This window comes from Rickettsiales bacterium (assembly GCA_041396965.1).
Classification (GTDB): domain Bacteria; phylum Pseudomonadota; class Alphaproteobacteria; order Rickettsiales; family SXRF01; genus SXRF01.
Genome location: JAWKXN010000001.1, coordinates 634909 through 660693, shown reverse-complemented (window position 1 = coordinate 660693; position 25785 = coordinate 634909). Strand labels below are relative to the sequence as shown.

At 40.3% G+C, this 25785-nt stretch carries 20 protein-coding genes; 5 read left to right on the top strand and 15 right to left on the bottom strand.

Annotation, left to right across the window (positions count from 1 at the left end; all coding sequences use genetic code 11):
• Positions 1–228 precede the first annotated feature (228 nt).
• The gene (gene argF, locus R3D71_03350; GenBank protein ID MEZ5690687.1) at positions 229–1140 is read right to left on the bottom strand and encodes an ornithine carbamoyltransferase; all 912 of its coding nucleotides are present in this window, start codon (positions 1138–1140) and stop codon (positions 229–231) included.
• On the bottom strand, positions 1133–2305 hold the full coding sequence (locus R3D71_03345; protein MEZ5690686.1) for an aspartate aminotransferase family protein: 1173 nt from the start codon (positions 2303–2305) through the stop codon (positions 1133–1135). The genes argF and R3D71_03345 overlap by 8 nt, the downstream gene beginning before the upstream one ends.
• A 235-nt stretch (positions 2306–2540) precedes the next feature.
• Between R3D71_03345 and R3D71_03340 the strand changes: the two genes are divergently transcribed.
• Complete coding sequence (locus R3D71_03340) at positions 2541–3593, top strand: hypothetical protein (GenBank protein ID MEZ5690685.1); 1053 nt, start codon at positions 2541–2543, stop codon at positions 3591–3593.
• On the opposite strand, the gene R3D71_03335 is transcribed toward R3D71_03340, so the two are convergent.
• Both R3D71_03335 and R3D71_03330 read right to left on the bottom strand, forming a co-directional pair.
• Positions 3590–4360, bottom strand: coding sequence for an ABC transporter permease (locus tag R3D71_03335; GenBank protein ID MEZ5690684.1), 771 nt, complete (start codon positions 4358–4360; stop codon positions 3590–3592). The two genes, R3D71_03340 and R3D71_03335, sit on opposite strands and share 4 nt — an antisense overlap.
• Positions 4361–4550: 190 nt before the next feature.
• Complete coding sequence (locus tag R3D71_03330; GenBank protein ID MEZ5690683.1) at positions 4551–5312, bottom strand: Bax inhibitor-1/YccA family protein; 762 nt, start codon at positions 5310–5312, stop codon at positions 4551–4553.
• A gap of 247 nt (positions 5313–5559) precedes the next feature.
• Between R3D71_03330 and rpmI the strand changes: the two genes are divergently transcribed.
• The 4 genes from rpmI (at position 5560) to pheT (ending at position 9725) form a co-directional block, all read left to right on the top strand.
• Complete coding sequence (rpmI, locus tag R3D71_03325) at positions 5560–5763, top strand: 50S ribosomal protein L35 (protein ID MEZ5690682.1); 204 nt, start codon at positions 5560–5562, stop codon at positions 5761–5763.
• A gap of 30 nt (positions 5764–5793) precedes the next feature.
• On the top strand, positions 5794–6156 hold the full coding sequence (gene rplT, locus R3D71_03320) for a 50S ribosomal protein L20 (protein ID MEZ5690681.1): 363 nt from the start codon (positions 5794–5796) through the stop codon (positions 6154–6156).
• A 99-nt stretch (positions 6157–6255) separates the two neighbouring features.
• The gene (gene pheS / locus R3D71_03315) at positions 6256–7317 is read left to right on the top strand and encodes a phenylalanine--tRNA ligase subunit alpha (protein ID MEZ5690680.1); all 1062 of its coding nucleotides are present in this window, start codon (positions 6256–6258) and stop codon (positions 7315–7317) included.
• A gap of 2 nt (positions 7318–7319) precedes the next feature.
• Positions 7320–9725 (top strand): phenylalanine--tRNA ligase subunit beta, encoded by a 2406-nt coding sequence (gene pheT / locus R3D71_03310; GenBank protein MEZ5690679.1) that lies wholly within the window; start codon positions 7320–7322, stop codon positions 9723–9725.
• A gap of 272 nt (positions 9726–9997) precedes the next feature.
• Here the strand turns inward: pheT and R3D71_03305 are convergent, their stop codons facing one another.
• From R3D71_03305 to folE, 11 genes are all read right to left on the bottom strand, one after another.
• Positions 9998–10396, bottom strand: coding sequence for a DUF2671 domain-containing protein (locus R3D71_03305; protein MEZ5690678.1), 399 nt, complete (start codon positions 10394–10396; stop codon positions 9998–10000).
• A gap of 375 nt (positions 10397–10771) precedes the next feature.
• Entirely contained in the window at positions 10772–13822 is a 3051-nt protein-coding gene (locus R3D71_03300; protein ID MEZ5690677.1) for a flagellar hook-basal body complex protein, read from the bottom strand.
• Between the two features lie 64 nt (positions 13823–13886).
• Entirely contained in the window at positions 13887–14573 is a 687-nt protein-coding gene (locus R3D71_03295) for a flagellar hook assembly protein FlgD (GenBank protein ID MEZ5690676.1), read from the bottom strand.
• Positions 14574–14582: 9 nt separating this feature from the next.
• Positions 14583–16514 (bottom strand): flagellar hook-length control protein FliK, encoded by a 1932-nt coding sequence (locus R3D71_03290; protein MEZ5690675.1) that lies wholly within the window; start codon positions 16512–16514, stop codon positions 14583–14585.
• A 178-nt stretch (positions 16515–16692) separates the two neighbouring features.
• Positions 16693–17184, bottom strand: coding sequence for a flagellar protein FliS (locus R3D71_03285; GenBank protein MEZ5690674.1), 492 nt, complete (start codon positions 17182–17184; stop codon positions 16693–16695).
• Positions 17185–17280: 96 nt separating this feature from the next.
• A complete protein-coding gene (gene fliD / locus R3D71_03280; protein MEZ5690673.1) occupies positions 17281–19089 on the bottom strand; it encodes a flagellar filament capping protein FliD in 1809 nt (602 codons plus the stop codon).
• Positions 19090–19354: 265 nt separating this feature from the next.
• Positions 19355–19711: a hypothetical protein gene (locus tag R3D71_03275; GenBank protein MEZ5690672.1), complete on the bottom strand. Its 357-nt coding sequence runs from the start codon at positions 19709–19711 to the stop codon at positions 19355–19357.
• 64 nt (positions 19712–19775) lie between these two features.
• Positions 19776–23297: a flagellin gene (locus R3D71_03270; GenBank protein MEZ5690671.1), complete on the bottom strand. Its 3522-nt coding sequence runs from the start codon at positions 23295–23297 to the stop codon at positions 19776–19778.
• Positions 23298–23518: 221 nt separating this feature from the next.
• Positions 23519–24709 carry a flagellin lysine-N-methylase gene (gene fliB, locus R3D71_03265; GenBank protein MEZ5690670.1) on the bottom strand — a complete coding sequence of 397 codons (1191 nt, stop codon included), beginning with the start codon at positions 24707–24709 and terminating at the stop codon, positions 23519–23521.
• Between the two features lie 42 nt (positions 24710–24751).
• Complete coding sequence (gene apaG / locus R3D71_03260) at positions 24752–25144, bottom strand: Co2+/Mg2+ efflux protein ApaG (protein ID MEZ5690669.1); 393 nt, start codon at positions 25142–25144, stop codon at positions 24752–24754.
• Positions 25145–25173: 29 nt separating this feature from the next.
• Positions 25174–25770, bottom strand: coding sequence for a GTP cyclohydrolase I FolE (folE, locus tag R3D71_03255; GenBank protein MEZ5690668.1), 597 nt, complete (start codon positions 25768–25770; stop codon positions 25174–25176).
• Between the last annotated feature and the right edge of the window lie 15 nt (positions 25771–25785).

Genomic DNA, 25785 nt, shown 5'->3' with positions numbered 1-25785 from the left:
GGGTTGCAGAGCAATCCAGTGAAAAGCTCTGCTTTTCACATGGGACATAGATTCCTCCTACGCTCTTTGAGCTTCGGCGGACAGGTAGGGCTGGCACGACCTGCTGGCCTTGTTTCTTGCTTAGCTTAGTGGCGCAAAACCAACTCTCTTACGAGTTAATTTTGATAGCAATTTGAGTAATTCTTACCACAAGCTACTATAATTTATGCCAATTATTACCATAATTAATCAAATTAACCCAAAACACCATAATATAATGGATTTTTGTGCATGAAGGCGATTTTCTGCCTCGTCAAAAACTTTTGATTCTAAAGAATCAATCACCTCGTCTGTCACTTCCTCGCCTCTATGAGCTGGCAAGCAATGTAAAAAAATAGCTTCATTTTTTGCTTGTTTCATAAGTTCAGTATTGACTTGATAAGAAGAAAGAATATTTACTCTTCGTTCACTATCTTCGTCTCCCATAGACACCCATGTATCCGTAATTACCGCGTCCGCTCCCGCTACCGCTTCTTCTGGTGAGGTGACAACTTTAATATCAGCGCCTTGTTTCTTAGCTAAATTTACGACTTCAGGAATCGGAGCAAATTCTTCAGGGCAGGCAAGTGTAAGACTATAGCCAAATGAAACTGCTGCCTGAATCCAACTTTGCGCTACATTGTTACCATCACCAACCCATGCTATCTTCTTACTGTTTATATTACCTAAATTTTCCTCAAAAGTAATAATATCAGCGATGATTTGACAAGGGTGACTAAACTCCGTAAGACCATTAATTACTGGAATCGTTGAGTTTTCCGCGAGTTCAAGCAGCTTATCGTGGCTATGACAACGCAGCATTATAGCATCTACATAACGTGATATTACCTTCGCGGTATCTGATACTGTCTCACCACGACCTAACTGCAACTCACTGCCACTTAGATATATAGCATTACCTCCAAGCTCCAGCATGGCAACCTCAAAGGAAATTCGTGTTCTAGTCGAATTTTTCTCAAAAATCATCGCCAATTTTTTATTAGCGAGCTGCGCGGAAAACTTCCCATTTTTCCGTTCTGCCTTCAGCATGACCGCCTTATCCACAATATGACGTAGGTCATCCGCACTAATTGACGAAAAATCTAAAAAATGCCTAACCATAACTCTCTCCCAATGTTTTACCTAAAATTGTAATAGCCTCATCAACATGACTAGCCTCAATTATAAGTGGTGGAATGACACGGATCATCCCTCCTTCCGCTGGAGAGGTAAAAAGCCCATTTTCACGCAATTTCTCGACCAGCTCCAGATGCGGAACGTCCCGACGCAGGCGAATCCCCAGCATCAACCCTCTGCCTCGCACTTCTTCTATAGCTGTATATTCTTCAGACAGATTCAAAAGCTCATTACGCAGATAATTTCCTATGTTTTCAACGTTTTTTAAGAAACTACCTTCCAACATAATATCCAAAACCGCGTTCCCAACCGCCATCGCTAGAGGGTTAGAGCCATAAGTTGAGCCATGAGAGCCGGTATTCATACAACTCGCCACTTTATCAGTGGTAAGACAGGCACCTAGTGGGAAACCACCGCCAATGCCTTTAGCTACTGTCACAATATCGGGGATAATTCCCGCTTGTGAGTAAGCGAACAAGCTTCCAGTGCGCCCCATACCGCACTGCACTTCATCTAAGAACAATAAAATCCCATATTTATCGGCGATGGCACGCAGTCCACGTAAGAATTCATAATTAGCCTCACGTACACCACCCTCGCCTTGAATAGGCTCAACCAGTACAGCGGCGGTCTCAGAGGTAATGGCGGTTTCTACCGCTTCCAAATTATTAAACTCAACCCGATCAAAACCATCAAGCAAAGGTGCATAACCATCACGGGCTATCCTGTTGCCACCAGCGGAAATACAAGCGAAGCTACGACCATGAAACCCCCCTTCCATGGTTATAACTCGAAAACGCTCTGGATTTCCATTACAATCATGATATTTACGCAGCATCTTCAAGCCACATTCAACCGCTTCCCCACCGGAATTAGTGAAAAATACCTTGTCTGCGAAACAAACTTCCGTAATTCTTCTAGCAAACTTCTCAAGCTGTTCATTTTTATACATATTTGAACAGTGCCATAAAATATCAGCTTGGTTTTTAAGAGCCTTAACTATGTGTGGATGACAATGTCCAAGTGAATTAACCGCTATACCAGAGGCAAAATCCAAGTAACGCTTACCATCGGTAGAGAATAAATATACTCCCTCACCCCGCTCAATATTTATATCACAACGGCGGTAAACCGGCAGAATAGCGGACATCAACGCCCCCTGACAAGATTAGGAAAAGCGATGATTATCGCCTATTAAAGGAAATTGTCAAGCAAGCAAATTAATATTACAACTTGAAGACAATTATCTGATTAAGCTAAAAATAACTATAACTACCTGTCATAAATTATTAACATAAAAACAGTTTATGACAATTAAAACATTCAATAGCATGGGAAGTCATATATTCGGTATCAAATCAAACTCAAAGATAAAGGACTAAAATATGAGCGATAATAACAAACAAGTTGATGTATATTTCGTAAGGCGTGGCGATACAATAAGTGACAAGAATGGTCTTACTTCCGCAGTTGAATCCAATCAACCTCTAACGAAAGAAGCAACGGAGAAAACTCAAGAACTAAGTAATGTGTATAAAGCCCTAGTTAAAGAGGGTAGAATGCCAAAAGACACTCCTATACACACTGGAAACCCACAAAGCCTTATAGCGACCGCCGCTAATCTTGTAGGAATAGATAGAGAGGAAATTGATCCAAAATTGCAAAGAAATAGTAGCTTGAATAAAAGATATAAGTATAAGAGAAGTGATGAGCATGGAAGAACTTGGGAGGGTATAATCACCAAAAAACTGGATAATGAAATTGGCGATTTAATAGAAGCTAGACAAAGCAGGGAGGCTCACAGACATATAGTAACAAATACTCTAGGCCTTACCAAAACAACTGGTGAAAGCCCAAGTATGACACCGCCAGAACACTCCATAAATGACAACCCACCAAAATCCCAGATAGTAGTAGCTCACACTAGCACTATAAATCGCCTAATGGAGCATTTTGATGGAATTGGTGAGGAAGGAAAAAACAATAAACTTATAGAGGATGCGGTGGTACATCACGCCCATTCCAACGATGGTGGGAAAACGTGGACGGTAAAACGAGTTGATCTTGATAAAAGCGGGAAAATTCAAGAGACTGATCTGAAAGAACGTACAGAAAGCAATGAAAGAAGCTTTGAGGATATACTAAAGACCCACAAGACAACAATTTCTACCGATAAAGATGGTTCAAGCACTCTGACCGTTAATGTTGACAGAACAAAAACCAACCAAAAAGATAGAAAGGCACTTGCTGATGATTTAGGCAAGCTATTAATTGGCAACAATTATGACGAAGTAAAAAATGAAAAGGGTCAATCGCTTGTAAGGATTTCTAGTAATTCTGTAGAGGTTGAACTTGATAAAGCTCGGACTGAGATTGTTAAAACTTTCGCTAAACTCAAGAAAATAGAGTTACCAGAGAATTCAAGGCAAATTGGTTAAGTTTTAAGGCGGTATCCCTTCTTAAACAAGGTTACCGCCACAAACCACAAAGCGACATTTACCAGAGTTATTACTGTCATTCCAGTTATGATAGTTCCGTCAGTGTAGCCGACTGTAGCGTAGCGAAATCCGTCAATCATATAAAAAAATGGGTTAAAATGGCAAATATTATACCAGAAATCTGGTAGTTGTTTTATTGAGTAAAAAGTGCCTGATAAAAATGAAAGCGGGGTTATGACGTAATTGGTCACTGTTGAAAGCTGATCAAATGACTGCGCCCAGATACCAGTTATCATACCAAGAAGCGCGAGCATTATACAGGCGGATACCACGTAAAACATACCTACGAAAGGGTGTAACATAGGAAATGGTACGAATATATAAACAGCGGCGCTTACCACGATACCAACCAGAATTCCACGCACTACTCCACCAAATACCAGAGAAAAAGTAACTTCCGCACCGGTAAGTGGCGGCATTAATATGTCAATTACAACTCCTTGGATTTTCGCGAGCATCAGTGACGATGAGGTATTAGCGAAGGAGTTCTGCATAATCGCCATCATGATAAGGCCTGGAGAGATAAACTGCCCATAAGCTATCCCGTCAATGAGCCGTTCGTTGCCACCCATCGCCAACATTAAAACCGCGAGGAATAACAAAGTGGTTACGATTGGCGCAAGTACAGTCTGATTCCATACCTTAGAAAACCGCCAAATCTCCCGCTTGCAAAGTGTGGCTATGCCGATAGTATTTAGATATTTCATATATATACTCATTTTGAATAATTTTTATCCAAAATAACTATGAAAACCTTATCCGAAAGATAAGTTTTTTTCGCCGTGTAACAAGCGTAAAATTGAATAAAAATAATTACAGAAAGATAAAAACAAAAAATTAGGGGGCAAACCGTAAAACAATTCACCCCCCTCGCTCAATAATAAAATTGAAACTTTACTACCTTCTATCACCCATAAACTGTATTAGATACATAAATATGTTGATAAAATCAAGATACAGGCTAAGAGCGCCCATAACTGAGGCTTTTGCCATCATAGAAGCGTTACCAGCAAGCTGATAATACATATTTTTGAGCCTCTGAGTATCATAAGCGGTAAGTCCGATAAAGATGAACAGACCAATAACCGACACCGCGAAATGTAACGCTCTACTTTCTAAAAATATATTAACCACAGAAGCGATTATTACACCGATAAGACCCATTATAAGAAATGAACCCATTCCAGTAAGGTCACGCTTAGTGGTATAGCCATAAATACTCATCGCCCCGAAAGTGCCAGCGGTAATAAAGAATACACGGGCAATACTCTCCCCAGTATAGGCCAAGAATATCGTACTAAGAGAAACCCCCATAGCCGCTGAATACGCCCAGAATATAGATTGAGTGGCGAATACACTGAGACGGTTAATCCCAAAGCTCAGAACCAGTACGAAGGCAAGAGGCAGAAGCATAACCACCCATTTAAGTGGACCGCCAAACATAGTAGCGCCAAACTCTGAAAGCCCCATAATTTGTCCAGCATCGTTAGTCACCACCGAGATTTTCGCGATAAACATAGCGACAAGACCAGTAAGCACCAAAGCGCTTGCCATATAGTTATAGATTTTGAGCATATAAGCCCGCAGACCAGCATCATAAGTGGCGGCTGTGCTCTGCTGCCCATATTGTGTTGTGTCAAACGGATTATTATAGTTCATGATTTCCTCCTAAATTACAGTTGTATATGTATTATAGGCTGCATAAAGTCGTATTTCAAGAGAAACCGGAAAATTAAGCAAAAAATATATTACTTGATTTAGCTGTTTTTTTACTGTAACAAGCACATACCTTTACCGTACGGGTGTTCGGGCGGGCATTGCCTTGAACGCCTAGTATAAAAGCTTTTTTGATGGCTTTTTAATGGATTTGATAACTAATAAATAAAAACAAATAAGGAAGAGTAAAATGCCAAAATTAAAAACTAAAAGCAGCTGTAAGAAGCGTTTTCGTTTCACAGCTACCGGCAAGGTTGTTGCCTCTCAAGCTGGAAAGCGTCATGGTATGAGCAAACGTACCAATCGCTTTATCCGTAATGCGCGCGGGACTACTATTCTTGATGAATCTGATACTCACCGCATCGTTCAATATATGCCTAACGGTTCATATTAGGTCTTGTTAAGCTTAAAAGGAAAATAACATATGGCACACGCAAAAAGTGGCGCGAATCGCGCCCGTCGTAAAAAAATTCTAAAAATGGCAAAAGGCTATCGTGGTCGCTCTAAGAGTTGTATCACCGTCGCTCGTCAGAAAGTAGAAAAAGGTTTGCAATACGCATACCGTGATCGTCGCGTTAAAAAACGTAATTTCCGTAGCCTGTGGATACAGCGTATAAACGCTGGGGTGCGTGAACACGGAATGGTTTACTCTCAATTTATTGGTGGGCTTATAAAAGCTGGCATAGAAATAGATCGTAAAGTTCTATCTGATCTCGCTACTCGTGAGCCGGAAGCTTTTAAGGTGATAGTTGAGCAGTCTAAAGCGGCTCTGGCTAAAGCGTCCTAATAAATTTTTGCGATTCAAGATAGGTAAGGGTTGCGGTTTTGATAAAAAACCCATATTGATTTAGCCCTTACCTGTTCTTTTAGGAAGTATTTTTTAGTTATGCCTGACTCTCTTCTCTTACAGTCCCTTGATTCTATAGCTGCTTGTACGTCGTCGGAAACTCTTGAGCGACAGCGTGTTTCTATACTCGGCAAAAAAGGTAGACTTACTGAGGAACTTAAAAAGCTAGGATCACTTCCCCCTGAGGAACGCAAAGAATTTGGAGCGAAACTCAACATAGTAAAGCAAAAAATAACAGAAGCCATAGAAGAAAAAAAGCGATTACTCGCTGACAGCGAGATACAGTCTTACATAGATTCAGATAGGCTTGACGTAACCTTACCTCCATACCCGTATAGCGTGGGGAAAATTCATCCGATAACTCAGGTTAGTGATGAGATAACCGCTATATTCGCTGATCTTGGATTTGTTTCTAAGACTGGTCCTGATATTGAGGATGATGAGCATAATTTTACCGCGCTTAATATATCGGAGTCGCATCCGGCGCGGCAAATGCATGATACTTTTTATCTGCGTGGCAATGGTGATAATAAAACTGTGCTTAGAACGCATACCTCACCAGTACAGATTCGTACCATGCGTTCCGGCAAACCGCCATTTCGCTTTATCGCCGCCGGTAGCACTTATCGCTGTGACTCGGATCTGACCCATACTCCGATGTTTCATCAAATTGAAGGGGTGGCGATAGATAAAAATATAAATATGGGACACTTAAAGGGCTGTGTAAGTGAGTTTCTGAAAGTGTTTTTTAATCTTGATGAAGTTCCGATACGTTTTAGACCTAGCTTTTTTCCGTTTACTGAGCCGTCAGCGGAAATTGATATAGGATGCGAGCGTAGTCGTGATAGCCTTAAAATTGGCGTAGGCAGCGATTGGCTAGAGATTGGTGGTTGCGGTATGGTACATCCGAAAGTGCTAGAGAATTGTGGAATAGACTCTAACGAATGGCAAGGTTTCGCTTTTGGTATGGGGATTGAGAGACTTGCCATGCTTAAATACGGGATGCCGGATCTTCGTGATTTTTTTGGCTCAGATATACGCTGGCTTTCTCATTATGGGTTTAACCCTATGCATATTCCCGATTTAGTGAGCGGACTATAATTATGAAATTCACATTATCATGGCTCAAATCACATCTGGAAACTGAGGCTTCTCTTCAGGATATAACCGATAAGCTCACGGCTATCGGGTTGGAGGTAGAAAATGTTGAGGATAAAGGAAAACAACTAGCTGATTTTACCGTCGCTAAAATAATTGAAGCGGAAAAACACCCGAAGGCGGATAAGCTAAAAGTTTGTAAGGTTGAAAGTGATGAAGGAATTTTACAAATAGTTTGTGGCGCGGCAAACGCTCGCGCTGGTATTTATGTGGCGCTTGCTAAAGAAGGAAGCGTAATTCCTACAAACGGTATGATTATCAAAAAAAGCAAGATACGTGATGTTGAGAGCCGCGGCATGTTATGCTCGGAAGAAGAATTAGGTATTGCTGAAAGCAGCGAAGGTATCATAGAGCTTCCCGAAGCGGGTGTTGGGACAAAAGTAGCGGAAGTTTTAGGGCTTAATGATCCAGTAATAGAAATAGCGATAACCCCAAATAGGGCTGATTGTCTAGGTGTTCATGGTATAGCAAGAGACCTCGCGGCAAGCGGTATTGGCAGATTAAAACCTCTTACTGAAATAAATTTTGGTGATGGAAATCATAATTCTCCAATATCTGTGACCATAGAAGAAGGTAACGCTTGCAAGCAATTTATCGGTTGCCATATCAAAAATGTAAATAATATCGTAAGTCCCGATTGGCTAAAAAAACGTTTGGAATCTATCGGACAAAAATCTATTTCCGCTTTGGTGGATATAACTAATTATTTCACTTTTGATTTAGGTAGACCGCTGCATGTTTACGATGCTGACAAGCTAAATGGGAACATAAATGTTCGGCTAGCAAAAGATGGTGAAAAAATACTGGCTCTTGACGATAAGGAGTATGGATTATCAAATGATATAACTGTAATAGCTGATGAGAAAAATCCGGTCGCTATTGGTGGGATTATTGGTGGCAGCCTTTCTGGATGTAGTAATGATACTAAAAATATATTTCTTGAGGTGGCTTTATTTGAGGCAAGTCAGATAGCTAACTCAGGACGTATTTTACAAATAGACTCCGACGCGCGCTATCGTTTTGAGCGTGGCGTTGATGTAGCTTTCGTGGAAGAAGCGGCGAAAAGAGCCGCATCAATGATAACGGAAATCTGCGGTGGTGTGGCAAGTAAATTAGTATATGCTGGAAAGACACCTGACTGGAAAAAGGAAGTAAAGCTTGATCTGGGTAAGGTTAAAAAAATAAGTGGTATTGATATTAGCGCTGAGGATTCCATATTAATATTAAAAAATCTTGGTTTTAGCGTAGAAAACAATGATTCATTTGCGGTTTGTACGCCTCCATCATGGCGGGCAGATATTGAAAATGACGCTGATCTGATAGAGGAAATAGTTAGGATTTATGGTTATGAGAATATACCAACCACCCCTCTTCCCAAAAATCCTGAAATAACTAAATCAATACTAACGGCATTACAAAAAAGAATAAAAACGAGCAAAAGGTTACTTGCTGAGAGTGGGATGCTGGAAGTAAAGAGCTGGTCATTTCTACCTAGCGCGCAAGCAAAAATATTTGGTGGAAATAATGATGAACTAACCATCATAAATCCGATTAACGCCGAACTTGATACTATGCGTCCGTCAATATTACCTAATATGCTAGAAGCGGCAAAACGTAATAGAGCGCGAGGCTTTAATAATTTATCATTATTTGAGATTGGTCTACAATTTCATGGCATAAAACCGGAGGAACAACAAACAGTGGCAAGCGGTATATATGCTGGTAAAATAGAAGATTATAATTACGCGAATGGTTTGTTTACGAAACAATTTCGTGACACGCAAACTATGGATAGTAAAAAAATAGTGGCACGGTTGCTCGCTACGCTTGGTGTAAATAAGTTTGAGGTAAGAACTGATAATCTGCCTAAATATTATCATCCAAATCGTAGTGGTGCTTTTGTTCTTGGGAAAAATATATTGGCGTATTTCGGTGAGATTAACCCAATTATCAATAGAGACTTTGATTTTGACAGCAAAGAACGTATAGCTGCTTTTGAGGTATTTCTAGAAAATATACCGCAAGCTCGTAACAATACTACAACAAAGCCTGTGTTAAAACTATCGGATTACCAGACGGTAGAGCGTGATTTTGCCTTTACAATAGATGATAGTGTGTCCTCTGATGTCGTAATAAAAGAGATTGGGAAAGCTGATAAAAATCTCATAAATAATGTTGAGATTTTTGATATTTATAGCGGTAAAGGAATAGCGGAAAATAAAAAATCAGTGGCGGTAAAGGTCAGCTTACAACCTACCGATAAAACTTTGTCCGAACAAGAAATCGCTAAAGTAAGCGATGATATTATAAAAGCAGCGGAAAAAGGCTTTGGTGGAGTTCTAAGGAATTAGTATTTATATAGTATTTTTAGTTTATTTTTATGCAAAGTAAACCAATGGGGCAAACTATAGTAAATTGCCTTTATTTTTTCTCACAAAAATAAATTTATTTCGCTCCCGCTACAGGACTACTGTCCCTCGCATGGAGCATAGCTCAGGACTGACACGACCTACTGGTCGTACTTTTCGCTTAGCTCAGCGGCACAAAACCAAATTACTATAGGCATAAAAAAACTCCCCAAATTCCCTCAGGGAGTTTTTCTTAATAGAGAATATGATTGTAACTAATATTCTTCACTTTCCAATATACGCTCAGCCAGAGTCTCAGCTCTTAATTCACTATCACCAGATCTCTCGGAGTCACTATCAAAATCGCTCTCTTCATTTTCGCCTTCCGCTTTCCTTAACTTACGAGAGTCAGTTTTAGCCTTTACCAATTTTCCTTTAGCATCATCCCATGTATATTGATGAACTACTATTTTGGTACCGGTAGTAACTATATCGCCATTGGCAAGCTGCAGAACATCAAACCCCTTCTGCAGAGCGTCCTGAATAAGAGAGGAAGACTGGCGCAAATAACGAGGGTCAAGCATCATGTTAGGTTCCATAATATCAGAATCTAGATTTCTTCTAGGAGCACTTACCGCTGTTAATCTTTTCGCCGTCAAATTTAATTTTCTCATTATAAAAACTCGCTAAAAATATTTTTTTATTTATAAAAACCATGTAAAGGAACAAAGCAATAGATTGCAAATTACTGTAAATCGCAACCAACCAAAGAGGTATGTTGTCTATAACATAAACCACAACAAAACAACATGTTTTACATAGATAATACCATTCCTTATGTCAAGATAAAATAAACAAATTATTTACAATTAAACCAACACTATTAACCATTTAATCAGCAATACTGCTATTAAATATAACAAATGCTAAAAAATATAGAACAGATGGAATATTATCCTATTAACACTCTACATTTTGGTAGCGTATTGATTATGTAGAGACAAAATAAAAAATATTCTAGTAAAAATATATTTTTTTACGCTAAATAACTACCTTAATATATCGTTCAACTGACTTAATAACTGGTCAGTAGTTGATATAACTTTGGTATTTGCCTGATAGGCCCGTTGGGCTACGATCATATCCGTAAGCTGGTCGGCGAGCTCTACATTTGACTGTTCAAGTGAGGACGCTGATATTTCTCCAACTCCACTACTTCCTGATTGACGCAGATTGACCTCACCTGACTCCGCTGATTGCAGGAACACGTTACCAGAGGATGTTAGTAATTGGTTAGGATTCGCGAAATCAGCAAGCGGTATTCTAAATAGATTTTGGGTCTCACCATTACTAAAGCTTACAACAACTAAGCCTTCATCAGTAATTGACACGCCGGTGAGGTCACCCACCGCCGCGCCATTTTGATTTACAAAGTTAACCCGATAAGCATTATCAAATTGACTGAATCCATCTGTCTTACCAATTGTCACCGCGTTTGGCGTACCAAATGGTGAACCGGCGGTTCCCCAATTAAAATTTATACTACTTGATACAGCGCCATTATTCCAAGTAACACTTACCGGATTAGCTAGTCCACTGCTTACGCTTTGTAAGCTACCATCTCCATTAAACGTCAGAGTTCCAGTTCCGAGTTGACCGTTCGGGAAAGGACTGGTGACTTCCGTCGCGTCAGCGGCGAATATCTCAACCGCCCAAGTGTTCACCGCTGTTTTAATGAAAGACATATTAAGGTCATGTCCGGTACCAAGAGAGTCAAAAACCCTTATAGGACGACTGAACTGGGAGGTAATTGCGCCACCTGCCATATTTTTATTAGCGTCAGTCGGATCATAAGCCGGACCTATAGCACCGGTTGTCTGAGCTGTGTATGTAGCATTATTTAGAGATGCTACCAACCCGAGTTCCGCTACCAGACTTCCTGAGTTTTGTGGTTGTACCATTGAAATACCAGTTGGTCCGGTAAGACCTCCACCAGTTGCTAAAGCTCCGTTTTTCGCGACAATAGTAAAAGTCGTACTGTTTACGACGGTTATTGAGAATTGACCTGATAAGTTAGCGGCTGATATACCATTATAAGGACCACCCGCAAGCGTTCCCATATCTATAATATCACCAGTCGCATAAGCTGGTGTCGGAGCCGAAGGCAACGTAACAGTTACCACTCCGCTTCCTACCGTTGTGCTAAATGGTGTCGTACCTAAAGTAACGTTTGCTATAGCTGGAAGATCCGAGAAAGTAATAGTATCTAGCGGATCATCAACATTAATGGTAACACTAGCAGTAGACAGCGCGTTTTGTACTGAAGCACTAAGACCAGATGAATTATTCACTAGATTTGAAAGACCTTCCAGAGAAGAAAATCTATCAGATCCTGTGGACAGGTCAGCAAGTCCAAGCTCACGAATCCAATCAATACCCCATTGCACAGGAGGACCAGCTGTTCCCACACTCGCGCCATTAGCGAATGTCAGAGCGGAATTCGCGTCTGTTGGCGCTATATATAATCTATTATCAGATACACGAGCGGAAAGACCAACTACCGAATTGATAGCGTCCGCTAGATTACTCATTGTATTAAACTGCCCAAGCTGTGCGTTCGGCGAAGCGGAAGTATAGGTAAAAGTAACAGTACCGGTTGCCGCTGTGGTTAAAGTAAAACTTAGCGCTGACGAACTAAATGAACTCGTCCCAGCATTAGCCAAGAATCTGGTTGTAGCGTTGGAAGCGTCTAGAATAGCACCACTAAATAATCTGGTTGTTGACACCACAGTACCAGCCCCACCACCAGCGGTAGAGGTAGCGGTGGACGCCACCGTTACATTATAATGGTCAGCATCAATTACGGTTACCACAAATTGGCTATTTAGGTCACCAGCCGGTATACCACCGAAAGCCCCTGTATTTCCACTTAATGATGACACTTCACCAGTAACCAGACCATGTCCTACATGCCTTACTTTTATAACGTTACTACCAGAAGTAGAGGTAAACGGTAATGGTTCTTGCGTACCAGAAGCACCGCCACCATTTACGCCACCAACAGCGGCTCCGGTAGTTGTTGTTATAGTATAAGTATTAGCGTCAACTACGGTCACTATATGAGTTGTGTTAAGCTCACCGGCTGGAATACCATCAACCCCAGCAAGACCAGCAAGAGTTACCGCGTCACCTGTTGTAAGACCATGAGCTGTATCAGTTATAGTAACAGTGGTACTAGCGGCGGCTCCGGTAGTAACAGGATTGTTAGCAAGAGCCGCTGGAGCAATAGTCAGAGTATCCGGTGATGAGATAACAGCCTGTCCGTTATCACCAACAGAAGAAGCATTCGTTACATCACGACCAAAGGTAAAACCACTATAACGGTAGGTATTACTTATCCCCTGCCCTGTTGAGATAGTTATCCTATCACCTCTGGTAAGACTATTTGGACCACCTGGCACCAAAATATCCTTTGCGGCAAGACTTCCGTTCTGTATGTGAAAAGGATCCGGTGCGACAGTACCAAAAGCACCGGGATACGTCGCTTGCGAAGCGTCAAGATTAGCGCCCACTGAGACAGTTGAAGTAGAAGCGGCGACACCGGTTAGGTTGTTTACGTTAACCGTCTGCAAACTACTCAAGTTAGCGCTGGAATTAGTGTTTAAGTTACCACTCTCACCTGGAAGTCTACCTTCACGATCAAGCGGCCATGCCTGCAAGAAAAACCCAGCGGCGTTACGGAAATTTCCGGTAGAGTCAGGAGTAAAAGAACCGGCACGAGTATATAAAACTTGTCCGTTACCATCCGCTTGTTGGTTGACCACAAAGAACCCATCACCTGATATAGCGATGTCAGTAGTGGAATCTGTTGACTGCAACAGACCTTGCTTGTCAACAAGCTGTTGATTGAGTCCGACAACACCACCCGGAGAGAATTCAGACTGAGAGGAGGAACTGGTAACAAGGCTTTCAAACCCTCCTCTGTTACCTTTATAACCTACGGTATTTACGTTAGCGATATTATCAGAAATGATACCGATCCTATTACTTTGCGCGCTAAGACCAGCTACACCAGCGTATAAAGCACCATATAAACTCATAAAACCTCTCTTTAACTTTACCTATATAATTTGTTATTCTTATTATACTAATAACTAAAACATCTTAGATTGACTGCCTCACCGAATTAACCTCACTTAGTTCCACTTCTATATCTCCCAACATTAATCTTGTATGACCATCTTTTGAGTCAACCGACGTAACCACCCCTGCGGTAGATGTAGTAGATTTTATGTCATCACCTGAAGAATCCTTAGCAACTACCTTCAGCGTATAAACACCATCCGCGAGTTGATTACCGTCTTTATCCTTTCCGTCCCATATCACTTCATTACGTCCTGCAAAATTTGTGCCATTTCCATCAAACACTATATTTCTAGCTGGGTCTAAAATCTGAACAGTCACATTATCCGCCGCCTGTTCAAGGTTATAGACAAAACTTGCCTTACCATTTTGCAAAACGCCCTTATCTCCCTCTGTCTCAATCTGCTTTCCTATATATCCCACCACGCTATTAAGTAAGGTTGAGTTGAATAGATTGATAAGTTTCTCCAAATTATTATTGGTATTTATCTGTTGCTCTACTTGACTTAGGGTAGCTATTTGCTCAGTTAGCTGATTTGTATCGGTTGGCTCAGTTGGATCTTGATTTTGCAATTGTGTGGTAAGTAGTTTCAAGAAGTCCTCCTGATTGGCTTGCGCTTTAGCCCGTGCCTTATCATTAGAGCTTAAATTCTTATTCAGTATGTTGTTTATATTATCAACATCTGTTGTTACTGTACTGGAAACCATAATTACCTCCTATATTTTTATATCAAGACCATCTGGAATATCTACCGAGTAACGTCGTGATAGCGCGGAAGCCGCTATCACATTTAACTCATCTTCAGTCAACTGCTCATCCCGATGGGTTTTTTGATAATTACCCGCCGCATGCGCTTGATTATAACCAGAACCTCCCCCGTTCTGACCACCACCCTTTAGATTAAAGTTAAGACTGCCAGAATCAGCTTTAAGTCCAGCATCAGTAAGCGCTTTTTGTAATCCTTGCGAATCACGCTGCAACATATCTAGCGTATTTTTATTATCAGCGGTTATAGTAACTCCGGTTTTTCCCTTAGCATCAATATCAAGCTTTATATCAAGTTTTCCAAGATCTTCCGGAGAAAGCTGTATGGTTATTTTACTATTTCCAGTCGCTATTATTTTCTTTACATGGAAAACGACCTGCTCACTAATCGGCGAACTATCAGCTTTACTTAAAATATTGCTAAACTGTGTATTTCCACTAGCTTGAGCCGACTTTGCTGAGGATATATTAGAACTTCCAAAACCTTGAGGTGAGCCAAACGAACTACCTGACTGACCAGAATTATTTCCACTATTACCACCTGATGACGTGTCCGCCGCTGTATTTACGGAATTAACAATGTTAGATATATTATTAATTTGCTGATTCTGGTTAGTATTATACTCAGCAGAAAGAATTGCTGATGCGTTAGTAAATATCGCCGATTCAACTTTTGGCGAATTACTACGTGAGGCAAATCTTGATTCATCTGGTTTTATTAAATCAGAATATTTATCACCAGAAATGCTTTCAACAGAAAATAGATTAATTTCCCGATTAATAACTTTGTCTTTTTTTACTAGCTCCTGAATCTTATCATTTATCAAATGAATGTCATCAGTAAGTAAGTTCTTTATATTGTCTATCTGATCAACCGTTTTATTTTGATTGTTATCAGAAGATGGCAAAGCAAGAATACTCTTTATATAGGAAAGAAAATCATCACCTTTACCGGCTTGCTTCGCTTCTGTAAGCAAACCACGAATTAATGATATATCTTCTTTAAGTTTACTATTTATACCAGCTAGCAAATTATTCTGCTCATCGGTAAATGGTGTATTCTGTCCGGCGGCGGTAGCAAGAAGATCACGTAATTGTTTTAAGCTATCTTGCAATCCAGACAACAGATCAGAAATATTTACCTTAGTAGGCTGCTCATCCTGCGTGGGAATAAAATTAGCGTTTGGTATATCAATAATTTTATTAGCGGCAAGCTCAGCAAAAACAGCGTTTAGATCAATATCAGAGTCATCGTTATCCGCAAATAGCTGTTTAATAGCAGCGATAAATTCTTTCACACTTACCAAATTATCACCAAACTTTATTAACTGCCCATCATTATCATAATCTTCACTCAATAATGATTGCTTAACCGCCGCGACAACTTCCTCTCCGTTACCACTATCCTGTTTAGAGCTTACAGTATTTTTATCTCCCGTTGCAGCTTCGGATTTTATCTCAGAATACCTACTATCTTGCTCTTTATTATAGTAATTATTTTTTACGGAGTCATTAGTTTGTCTTTTCTCAGACGATAAAGAATTCGGTTTCGCATTATCATTGTTGGTGTTTTTCGTGTTTCTTGTTTCCAAACGAGAATTCCTAATATCTTGCTGACGATTATCGGCGTTTTTATCATCATAATTTACATTATTTTTTACGATTACCGGTTTTGGTTCTTTTGTTCCATAATCTTTGGATGACTCATTATTTATGTTAGCGACAACATCAAGTAATGATGAAAACTGCCCAAGTGGTGAGGAACTAGCACCAGATTCTGTTCTTCCTAATAAACCAATATTAGCGTTTCCACTTGATTGACCATTATCTTTACCAGCTAGCGCTGATATTACATTGGCTATTGAAAATTGTGAAGCCGACATGAATCCTCTCCCATTTAACTAATCATACTCATTATGAATAAAAATTATCCAAAACGAGTATATTTGGCTATTTATTTGGACTTTGTTGAAGGTTAAGACAAAATGTCAAAACCACCACGTTAACAATAAGCAATTAACGTGCCAAATTATGAAAACTTATCTAAGGAGAGAGATTATCCTAAGCGGATAGAGTAAGACCATCCGTAGATGGTGGCGGTGTATTTCCACCATCAGAACTTACTGAAGATTTATCAACATTCGTATCTTCATGAGCAGAAGCATTATTCTCAGCGGAATCGTTTACATTCTTAGATACATCTTCCCAAGCGTCACGCATTTGTTTCAAATCTTCAACAATTGCCTCACAGTCTTCAATACTGTTAGTTCTGTGAATAGAAAAAATACGAGCATCCATAGAGGCATAGTAGCTATAGAGAATGCGCGCTATATCACCTCCATTATCAAAATCAAGGCAACCCTGTAACCCGCCGATTAGATTTGATGCCTTAATTAATAGATTATACCTATCTTCTATACGATTTTCATTAATAGCTTCTTTTGATTGTTGGACACAGCGGATTATAGCCTCGTATAGCAGAATAATTTGCCGTACTGGAGCTATAGTCTGTGTCGCGGCAGCGTATGCTTTATATTTTTGCTGTTCAACCATTAATAATACTACCTTTTATCATAATGCTATTAGGTCAATTTAATACGAAATTAATTAACATATCGTTTATTATCCCTACTTAGTACAGGAGAACGACTAACTGTTGAAAGTATTACGCGCGTTATCATTAGCCTCAATACTGGCTAATAATGTGTTTACATTGGCAATTGCTTGTTCAAGCCTAGCGAATCTATCAAGAAGTTGCTGCCTGAAAGCGTCAACCTGTTCGTTTATTCTGTCTATATCCGCTTGAAATCTAGTTTCAGTATCTTTTAACGCGTCAAGTTCAATATCAAGCGCTCCGGTGTTGTTGGTAAGAACCGGATCAACAACATTAAATATTCTATCAGCGATACCCTGTGTTACCGTTATATTGGAAACACTAGCGCTGGTACTGGCATATATAAGCCCTAATCCCTCAAGGACAGTGCCAGCCTGCCCTTTTAGAGAGTAACCTGTTGTAACACCAGAACTTACTATAGGCTCCGCGTCAAGGTCTATAGTAACTGGACCGGTTCCATCATTATAAGTCGCTTGAAACTTAGAAGTGTTTGGGTCAACATCAAGCGAGAAGCTTGAAACATCAAGAGCGTTCGTACGTGAAAATACTCTAACGTTTATATTGTCACTAACAAAATCAAACTCAAAGATCCGGCGCACCTGATCCGAATTAGAAGCAATAGCGGAGGTAAGCTTGCCATCATCTATGGTAAGAAGGTTTCTGACCTCAGGTGTATCCTCTGTCGCCTCCTGATCTATAAAAGTGATTCCAATATCGGCAAGCCTACTTGGATCACCACCGGTAATTCCGTCAACCACCGAAGCTAACTGCGCGCTTATTGAGCTCATGGTATTGCGCAATAAACCGCTATCACTTAATACAGCGTCTTCAGTAAAGAATCCATCATCACCAACTTCAGCTTGTTTAGCGGCAAATATCTTAAGATCATTATAAGTATTAAGGAAATTTATAATACCACTTTTTATTATTGACTCATCAGCATCTACAGATACTGTAAGTTGAGTGGTAGGAGCCGCTGTCATATCTTGCTTAATATTAAATGTCACCTTGTCTACGATGTCACCGATAGTATTGCTTTGACGAGTAATCGAGGCTCCGTTAAATTTGAATACGGCATTAGCGGCATTTTGGGTTGTTGATACAGTAACATTGGCAAACACCCCACTTCCATCAACCAATGTTCCCGGTACGCTGATATTATTAAAATCAAAATCCGCGTTAAGACCTGTATTTGTAGCGGAAAAAGACAGTTGGAATTTACCATCTTCTATTTTTATGATGGAAGCTGAAACACCGGTAGTTCCTGACACCGCGTTAAACTTAGCAGCTACCGAGTTAAGACTTTCACCATCCACTAAGGTAATGTCCTGTCCATTGAGCGTAAAAGTCCCCGCTCCAAACTCACCAACGGCAGGGGTAGCGGATACAGCGGCGGTATCCGCATCCGCTATATTAATATCACCGGTAGATTGTCTTTTAGCGGCCGCTATACTTGTAATTTCTGTTATAGTATATGACTGTAAAACAGCCCCTGGCGACGCGGTAACAGAAACATAATCCGTTCCATCAACCGCTGTATTACTGATAACATTTGTTGTTCTGTATCTAAACCCGTTATCCGCATCGTTGGCTACCCCCGGTGGATTACGCAAAATTGAAGCGGCCTCCTTAAAGGCGCTAAGTAATGTATCAAACTCTCCAAGAGCCGATACTTTATTATTATTTATTTCTATTTGATCTTCTAACCTAGTAACGGGAATAAGTTTTGCGTCAACTAAGGCAGTAACCAGAGATTCTGTATCAATACCAGAGCCACCGGAACTACCAGAAACGGTTTTACCGCCGAAACTGAAGAAACTTCCTAATTGCACCTGACTAACCATCATTCCCTCACTAGGTTATGCCTGTTAATTGCTAATAAAAATATTAATATATAATAACAGAATAACCAAAAAAATTAAAATAAAACCCGTCAAATACTAAAAATAAAATACAAAATTATACTTAAAACTCTTATTAACAATGACTTAAACAGGCGTTATAAACTATAAAAACTTTTAGCAAGAATATTAGCAAAAACCATGCCCTGCCCGCTAAAACAGCAGACAAAAAATTATCCAATAATCAATTTAACTTCAAACCAATCTGTTAAGCCTCTACCTTAACGGATACTCTGTCACTCTCTCCACCTAACCTAAACAAGTTAGGCTCTGGTATATAAGTAACCTTACCATCACGTAAGCTGGTAAACCTAGTTATATATTGTCCAGATATATCCTTGAAGATAGTGAATGTTCTGTCACTTACAACGAAGTTATCCGCAAGTTTTTGCGCTACCCTTCTTACCGCTTGAAAGCGTTCTTGTTCAGCGGCTATCGGGTCAAAGCCACTACCTCCACCCACTGGTACTGTTGGTACTGGCTTTTTTTGTGGCACAGGAGACGGTACTGATGCGGGAACAGCAGGCTTTATAACAACTGGTGGTATATTTCCTAAACTATCCATTTTAACCTCCTAAAGAATCATCTGGGGCGGGGCTGCCGCCCCAGACTTTTCTTTATTTACCTTATTACTGAATCAATTTCAGTAAGTTCTGCAACTGCTGGTTAGCCTGAGCTAGTACCGAAATACCAGCTTGCAGTTTAACCTGCGAAGTAGCGAACGCTGTTGACTCAGTAGCCACATCAGTATCAAGTAACTCACCACGAGCGGCATCCTGATTCTGTACAGCGATCTGGATGTTAGCCGAAGCGAAGTTAAACCGTGACTGAAGCGCACCAACCGCTGCACGAAGCGATGTAACGGTCGCTAGAGCTTTATCAAGCTGATCACCAGCTATCACGGCATTAGCTTGAGATAGAACGTTCAGGGTCAAACCACCAAATAATGTTGAGGTTTGCGCACTACCGATACTTACTTCCAAAGTGTCAGTTGAAGAAGAACCAACTTGGAAAGAAAGAGCAGCAGAGCCTTCTGTAGCACCAAACGCGTTTTTAAGAGCGTTTTCTACAGCTATAGCCTTATCGTTACTATCAATCACTATTGTTGAGTTACCGGTGGTGAATTCAACAAACTGTTTAGGATCCTCCGCGCTGGTCAGCCTGTAGGTCTGATTAGCGGCAAGAGTACTTCCTATACCAGCTTCTGTTGAGAACACAACACCATCAATGGTAAGACTGATTTTAGTATCAGTATTACTTCCTGAAGGAGCGTCAACACTAATATCTGATAGTTTAGCACCATCAAAATTAGCTAGCTGAGCAGTAACTTTACTACCAAACAATGAACCAATAACAACGTTGTTAGAGGTTATGCTGGCAGAACCAGTATAGCTTGATAAGTTACGGCTTTGCGCAAAGCTTAAACTACTGAAAGCAGAGTTAAGACGTTGAGCGACAGCGTCAGCACCAGCTTGATCACTGAAGGCATTTACCTGACCAGCTTTAAGCTGAATGTCAATGTAGCCCCCATTTTCTCCACCAACTGTATCAGAATATAGACGGATACGTGTATTGGAAGAAACACTTACATTAGCATCCACCGCTGTATAAGTAAAATCACCAACTTTGATTGATAAATCAACTGTGCTGGCAGTATTTTTATAATTAGCGGTAAATCCTTGTAAGGTACCATTGAAATCAGGATTGGTAATACCTGTTGTATCAACACCATAAGTACTAGCAGCATTGTTAAGCGCACCAGAGTTAGTAATTGATGAACCTGTTATACTCTGAGAAATGGTAGAGTAAGCAGGAACAGCCGAAGTGCTGGCAAGAGTCTCAACATTGCTAAGACCTTTACCGGTAAAGTTCAGCGTATTACCGTTAGTGACGCTTATATCAATCTGATTCAACTCATAAGCTGTGGTACCAAGAGCATAACCATTTTTAAGATAGTTGGTTATGGTTGTAATAGCGTTGTTAAGAGTATCCTCAATAGTAGCACCAACTAGTATCTCATCAGGAGAAGCATTTGTGGTATTGCTTGTGAAAGCGAAAGTATGCCCACCAACTGTAAGAGTGCTTGTTCCAGCTACCGCGTTAGCTGTAAGAATCAGTTGAACGTTAGCTTTGGTTTGCGACAAATCAGTTATGATGGAATCACCAACCGTACCACTTACAGATACGCTACCTTGAGATAGACCATCATCAAGACCACCAGCAAGAGAACCGGTACTAACTTGAGTAAGACCACCATTGGTAGTAGTAAGAGTTGTAAGAGTACTGCTTGCGATAGTACTAATACCAGCACCCGCACTCACATATACCTGATCACTAGCTGGGGTTGGAGTAGTAGTAAACAAGCGAATGTTATAACCACCACCAGTTCCAGTTATACCAGCATAAAATCCGGTGCTAGAGCTATGGGCATTAATATCATTTACTATAGCATTCAGGCTATCACCAGCAACAAAAGTATGAAGAACTATTGTCTGACCATTGACTGTAGCCGTAATCTGATCACCCCTTCTAAAAGGAGCGGCAGCACTCGCTGGGGCAGCAGCGGTAACGTCTGTTGTTTGATCAGCTACAGTAATACCAGTACTACCAGCAGCACCAGTAAGATCAATATAACCAGAAGATATGATGGTGCTCGTACCACCTGCAGCCTCGGTAATGTTATTAGCTGTAGTACCAAATCTGTCACCGGTTAGAGTAACAGCGGTTGGCGCGGTATGGAAGTTAGCTCCAACATTAAGCAATATGTTACCAGCGGCACCAGCATAATCAATACGAACGTTATAATTATTTGTTTGATCATAAGTCAGTGTAGCACTAAATCCAGTAGATCCAGTATTAGCGTTTATACCATTCACCAAGTCAGTAATAGTAGCTGAAGCTGCAAGAGTATAAAGCGTTTTCGCAGTACCATTTACTGTAGCTGTGATACTATTACCATCTTGGAAAGGTATAGCGGCAGTAGAAGTAGCGGCAGATATGATCTGGGTAGCTGATGTAAAGGTAGTAGCACCAGTGAACAGATTAAACGAACTACCGACAGAACCACCATCGATAGCAGCTTCGCCAACACCGTTTACAGTATCAAGAGTCACTGTACCAGCACCGTTGGTTGTAGCAACGGTAGAGGTAGCGGCAGTCTGTGCGGTAAAGGTAAAGGTAGAACCTGAAGCTGAGGTAATAACCCCACGAAGTTCTTTTCCTTCAATACCACCGATACCGGCACTTGTAGGCAAGTTAAGTATAACACTTTGACCAACTTTATAAGTGTTAGTTATCGCTACAGTAACAGAAGCACTACCGTTTGTTGTTGAAACAGTATTAGCACCAACAGTTACGGCAGGAGCGGCGTTACCAAATGAAAACGCGTTACTTAAAGAACCACCAGCGCGAGCTGTAGCGGTAAGAGTTGTAGAGTTAGCTGAATAAACAGCTTCTCCAAGAGCAGCGCTATAGCTAGCATTGGTAGCCGAATCATTAAGCTGAGTAGCTAAATTATCAAGTGTTTCAGCAAGAGTATTACCGACAGCAAAAGTAATTGGGGCTGTAGAAGCTGGAGTAGCGGTACCGGTAGAGGTAGCAGCAGCGGTAAGCTCAACACCGTTTACTATGATACTCTCACCGATAGTGATGTTATCACTAAAAGATATATTAGCAGTACCAGCGGTAGCACCCGTTGAAGTATTAGCTAGAGCGGCGGAAGTAGAAAGAGAACCGTTTAGAAGTTGCACACCGTTAAAGTTAGTAGAGCCGGTAAGACGATCAATCTCTTTTGTAAGAGCTTGGAATTCTTGGTCTAGGAAGCCTCTATCAGCGTCGGTAAGAGAACCTGAACCAGCTTGTAGAGAAATAGCTTTCTGACGTTGTAAAATTTCAGTAACCTGAGAAAGCGCACCGTCAGCCACCTGAAGCAAGGACGTACCCTGAGAGGCGTTGGTAAGCGCGGTTTTAAGAGCAAGAACCTGCGTTCTAAGCGAAGTACCTGTTGATAGAGCTGCCACATCATCAGACGCTTTCACGATACGATTACCGCTTGAAAGACGTGCTACAGAAGATGAGGAAGCGTTGGCTGCTGTCGATATATTCGCTTGAGCGAAAAACGCAGCTATATTAGTATTAATTGAATTAGCCATAACAATTCTCCTACATGGACGTTAAAATTATAAAGAGCTAAATGCTCACTAAAATTATGCAGCCAAAACTTTGCCACACATAATGTAATTATTAGCCAAAAATAGTTAACAACAAATTAATTTTACAAAAAATCGCTAATATTTTTTATAGAGCAAATGGATTATAGTTATTTACATGAGGTAATTTATTGAAATTACTATATATTACCCGACAAGGCTTTCTACTGCCAACTTAACAGACCAAGCATTCTACTTTCCCTGCCCCATCCTGTCTCAGAACATATTTTTAGTAAGAATTCCGGACCTGCCAGATGATCAAGAAAACGTGACAGGCTTTGTACTATCCTGATAATATCACCTTCTGACAATTTGTTATTTTTATCACCAATATTGATGTGATGAGCAGAAATAAGTGCCAACTTTAACATAGCCAAACGGAAACCTATTATAGTAACTTTATCAGAAAGTTTATCACCAAGCCCAGCAAATGGAAAAGAAGCCGCTGAAATTTGAGCGGCAAGCCATCTCTTAAGTATAGGCTCATAAAAATCACCTACACCTGAGTTCCATAAATCTCTAAGCTTATTATAAGCCGCAAGACTAGATTCATCAGCGTTTATTAAAATATTTTCCCAATCAAGCTTAACTGAAAGCGCCTTTTCCATTTCATATATGGTTTGTTTAAGACGTGGAGGCAGCGATTTTTTAGAAGCGACCACTAATCCACACAAAGCGTGCAGCAAATTAAAAGGATCATTTATATTTTCTTCTGACTTGGGAATAGAAGAATCAGCGAGGCGAAAATATAAAGAAGCCGCTCCTGCCCAATCTTTACGATCAATCTTTTCAAGTGACCTGCAAACACTATTAATACGAGCGAATATCTTGTCGCTTTTTGATGCAGCTTCCTCCATCACCTCTAAAAATATATTATGAACCGATATAAAGTCAGAAAATGATGTTTCGTCTGGCAATATATTCCTAATTTCTTGCGGCAACCTTGAAGCGCTACTTTCATTTTTAGAAAATGGCTTATCAGAAAACAACGCTATCCTAGCGATCTCCGGACAAGACATAGTTGCGGTCATAATAACATTGTCACCGGCTTTTCTAGTGATACGCGGATAAAAATAACAAGCATCACCAAGAAATTTCTCACCATATTCTGAGTGTATGGAACACTTACCATTATCAAATTTTACACAATAGCTGGTAGCTTTATCTTTACGCATAATAAATGAGTTATCATTATCACTTTCAACACAATCCACCAATTCTGGAGCTTCCTCTTTATACTTAGCGAACATTTGTGTGTTCATCTGCATAGACCAGTGCTTACAGCAAGTATCCTCACACTTATCAGTAGTACAGATAAAGTTACCAACTAAGTTATCGCTAATTACAGATACCATAAATAAACACTACAATATTTTCTTGAAAAACATTTTTGGAGATTAATTTGGTCTTCTCATTTGATCTGGACTATCTAACGAAAAAACTGGAATAACAACATTAAAACGTTCTTTTCTTTCATTTTCAAACTCATATTCACCTTTCATGATACCAGATGGTGTGCGTAGTGAAGCCCCACTAGTATACTGAAAAACATCATATGGACTAAGTAAGGGCTTTTCTCCTACCACACCTGCCCCTCTTACTTCTTGTGTCATACCTATAGCGTCAGTTATGTGCCAATAACGATTAAGCAAACGAACTTTTTCATTTCCAGTATTTTCTATAGCTATGGTATACGCCCAGACATAACGCTGATCTGTTGGGGATGATTGTTCCTCAAGATAAAAAGGCTCAACTGTAACTTTAATATCATTAGTGATTTTGCTATACATAGAACTTTACTCCCCTTTTACCTCAAATTTTATTTCAAATCTGGAAATTTAAGAAGACTAAAAAATTCCTGACGTGTTCTGTGATCACTGCGGAATAAACCAAGTAATTTACTGGTTTGCATAACTGTTCCATGTTTACGAGCCCCTCTTGTGGTCATACACATATGAGTCGCCTCAACTACTACCGCGACACCTTTAGGCTTAAGAATATCATCTATGCTCGCCGCTATCTGCGCTGTAAGTTTTTCCTGAATCTGAAGACGTTTCGCGTAAACATCAACAAGACGAGCTAGTTTACTTATACCAACCACCTTTTCCTTTGGTATATATGCCACATGCGCCCTACCGGTGAATGGGACCATGTGATGCTCACAATACGAGTCAAAATTTATATCACGAAGCACTACCATTTCGTCATAGCCCTCAACATCCTCAAAGGTACGACTTAATATATCATTTGGATTTATATCATAACCATTAAAAAATTCCTCATACGACCTTACCACTCTTGACGGAGTGTCTAGAAGCCCCTCTCTTTCAGGATCATCCCCAGCCCAACGAATCAGCAGTTTAACCGCCTCTTCCGCTTCCTGCCTTGATGGTTTTACTTTTTTGTCATCCCGCATATAAATATCCTTTGA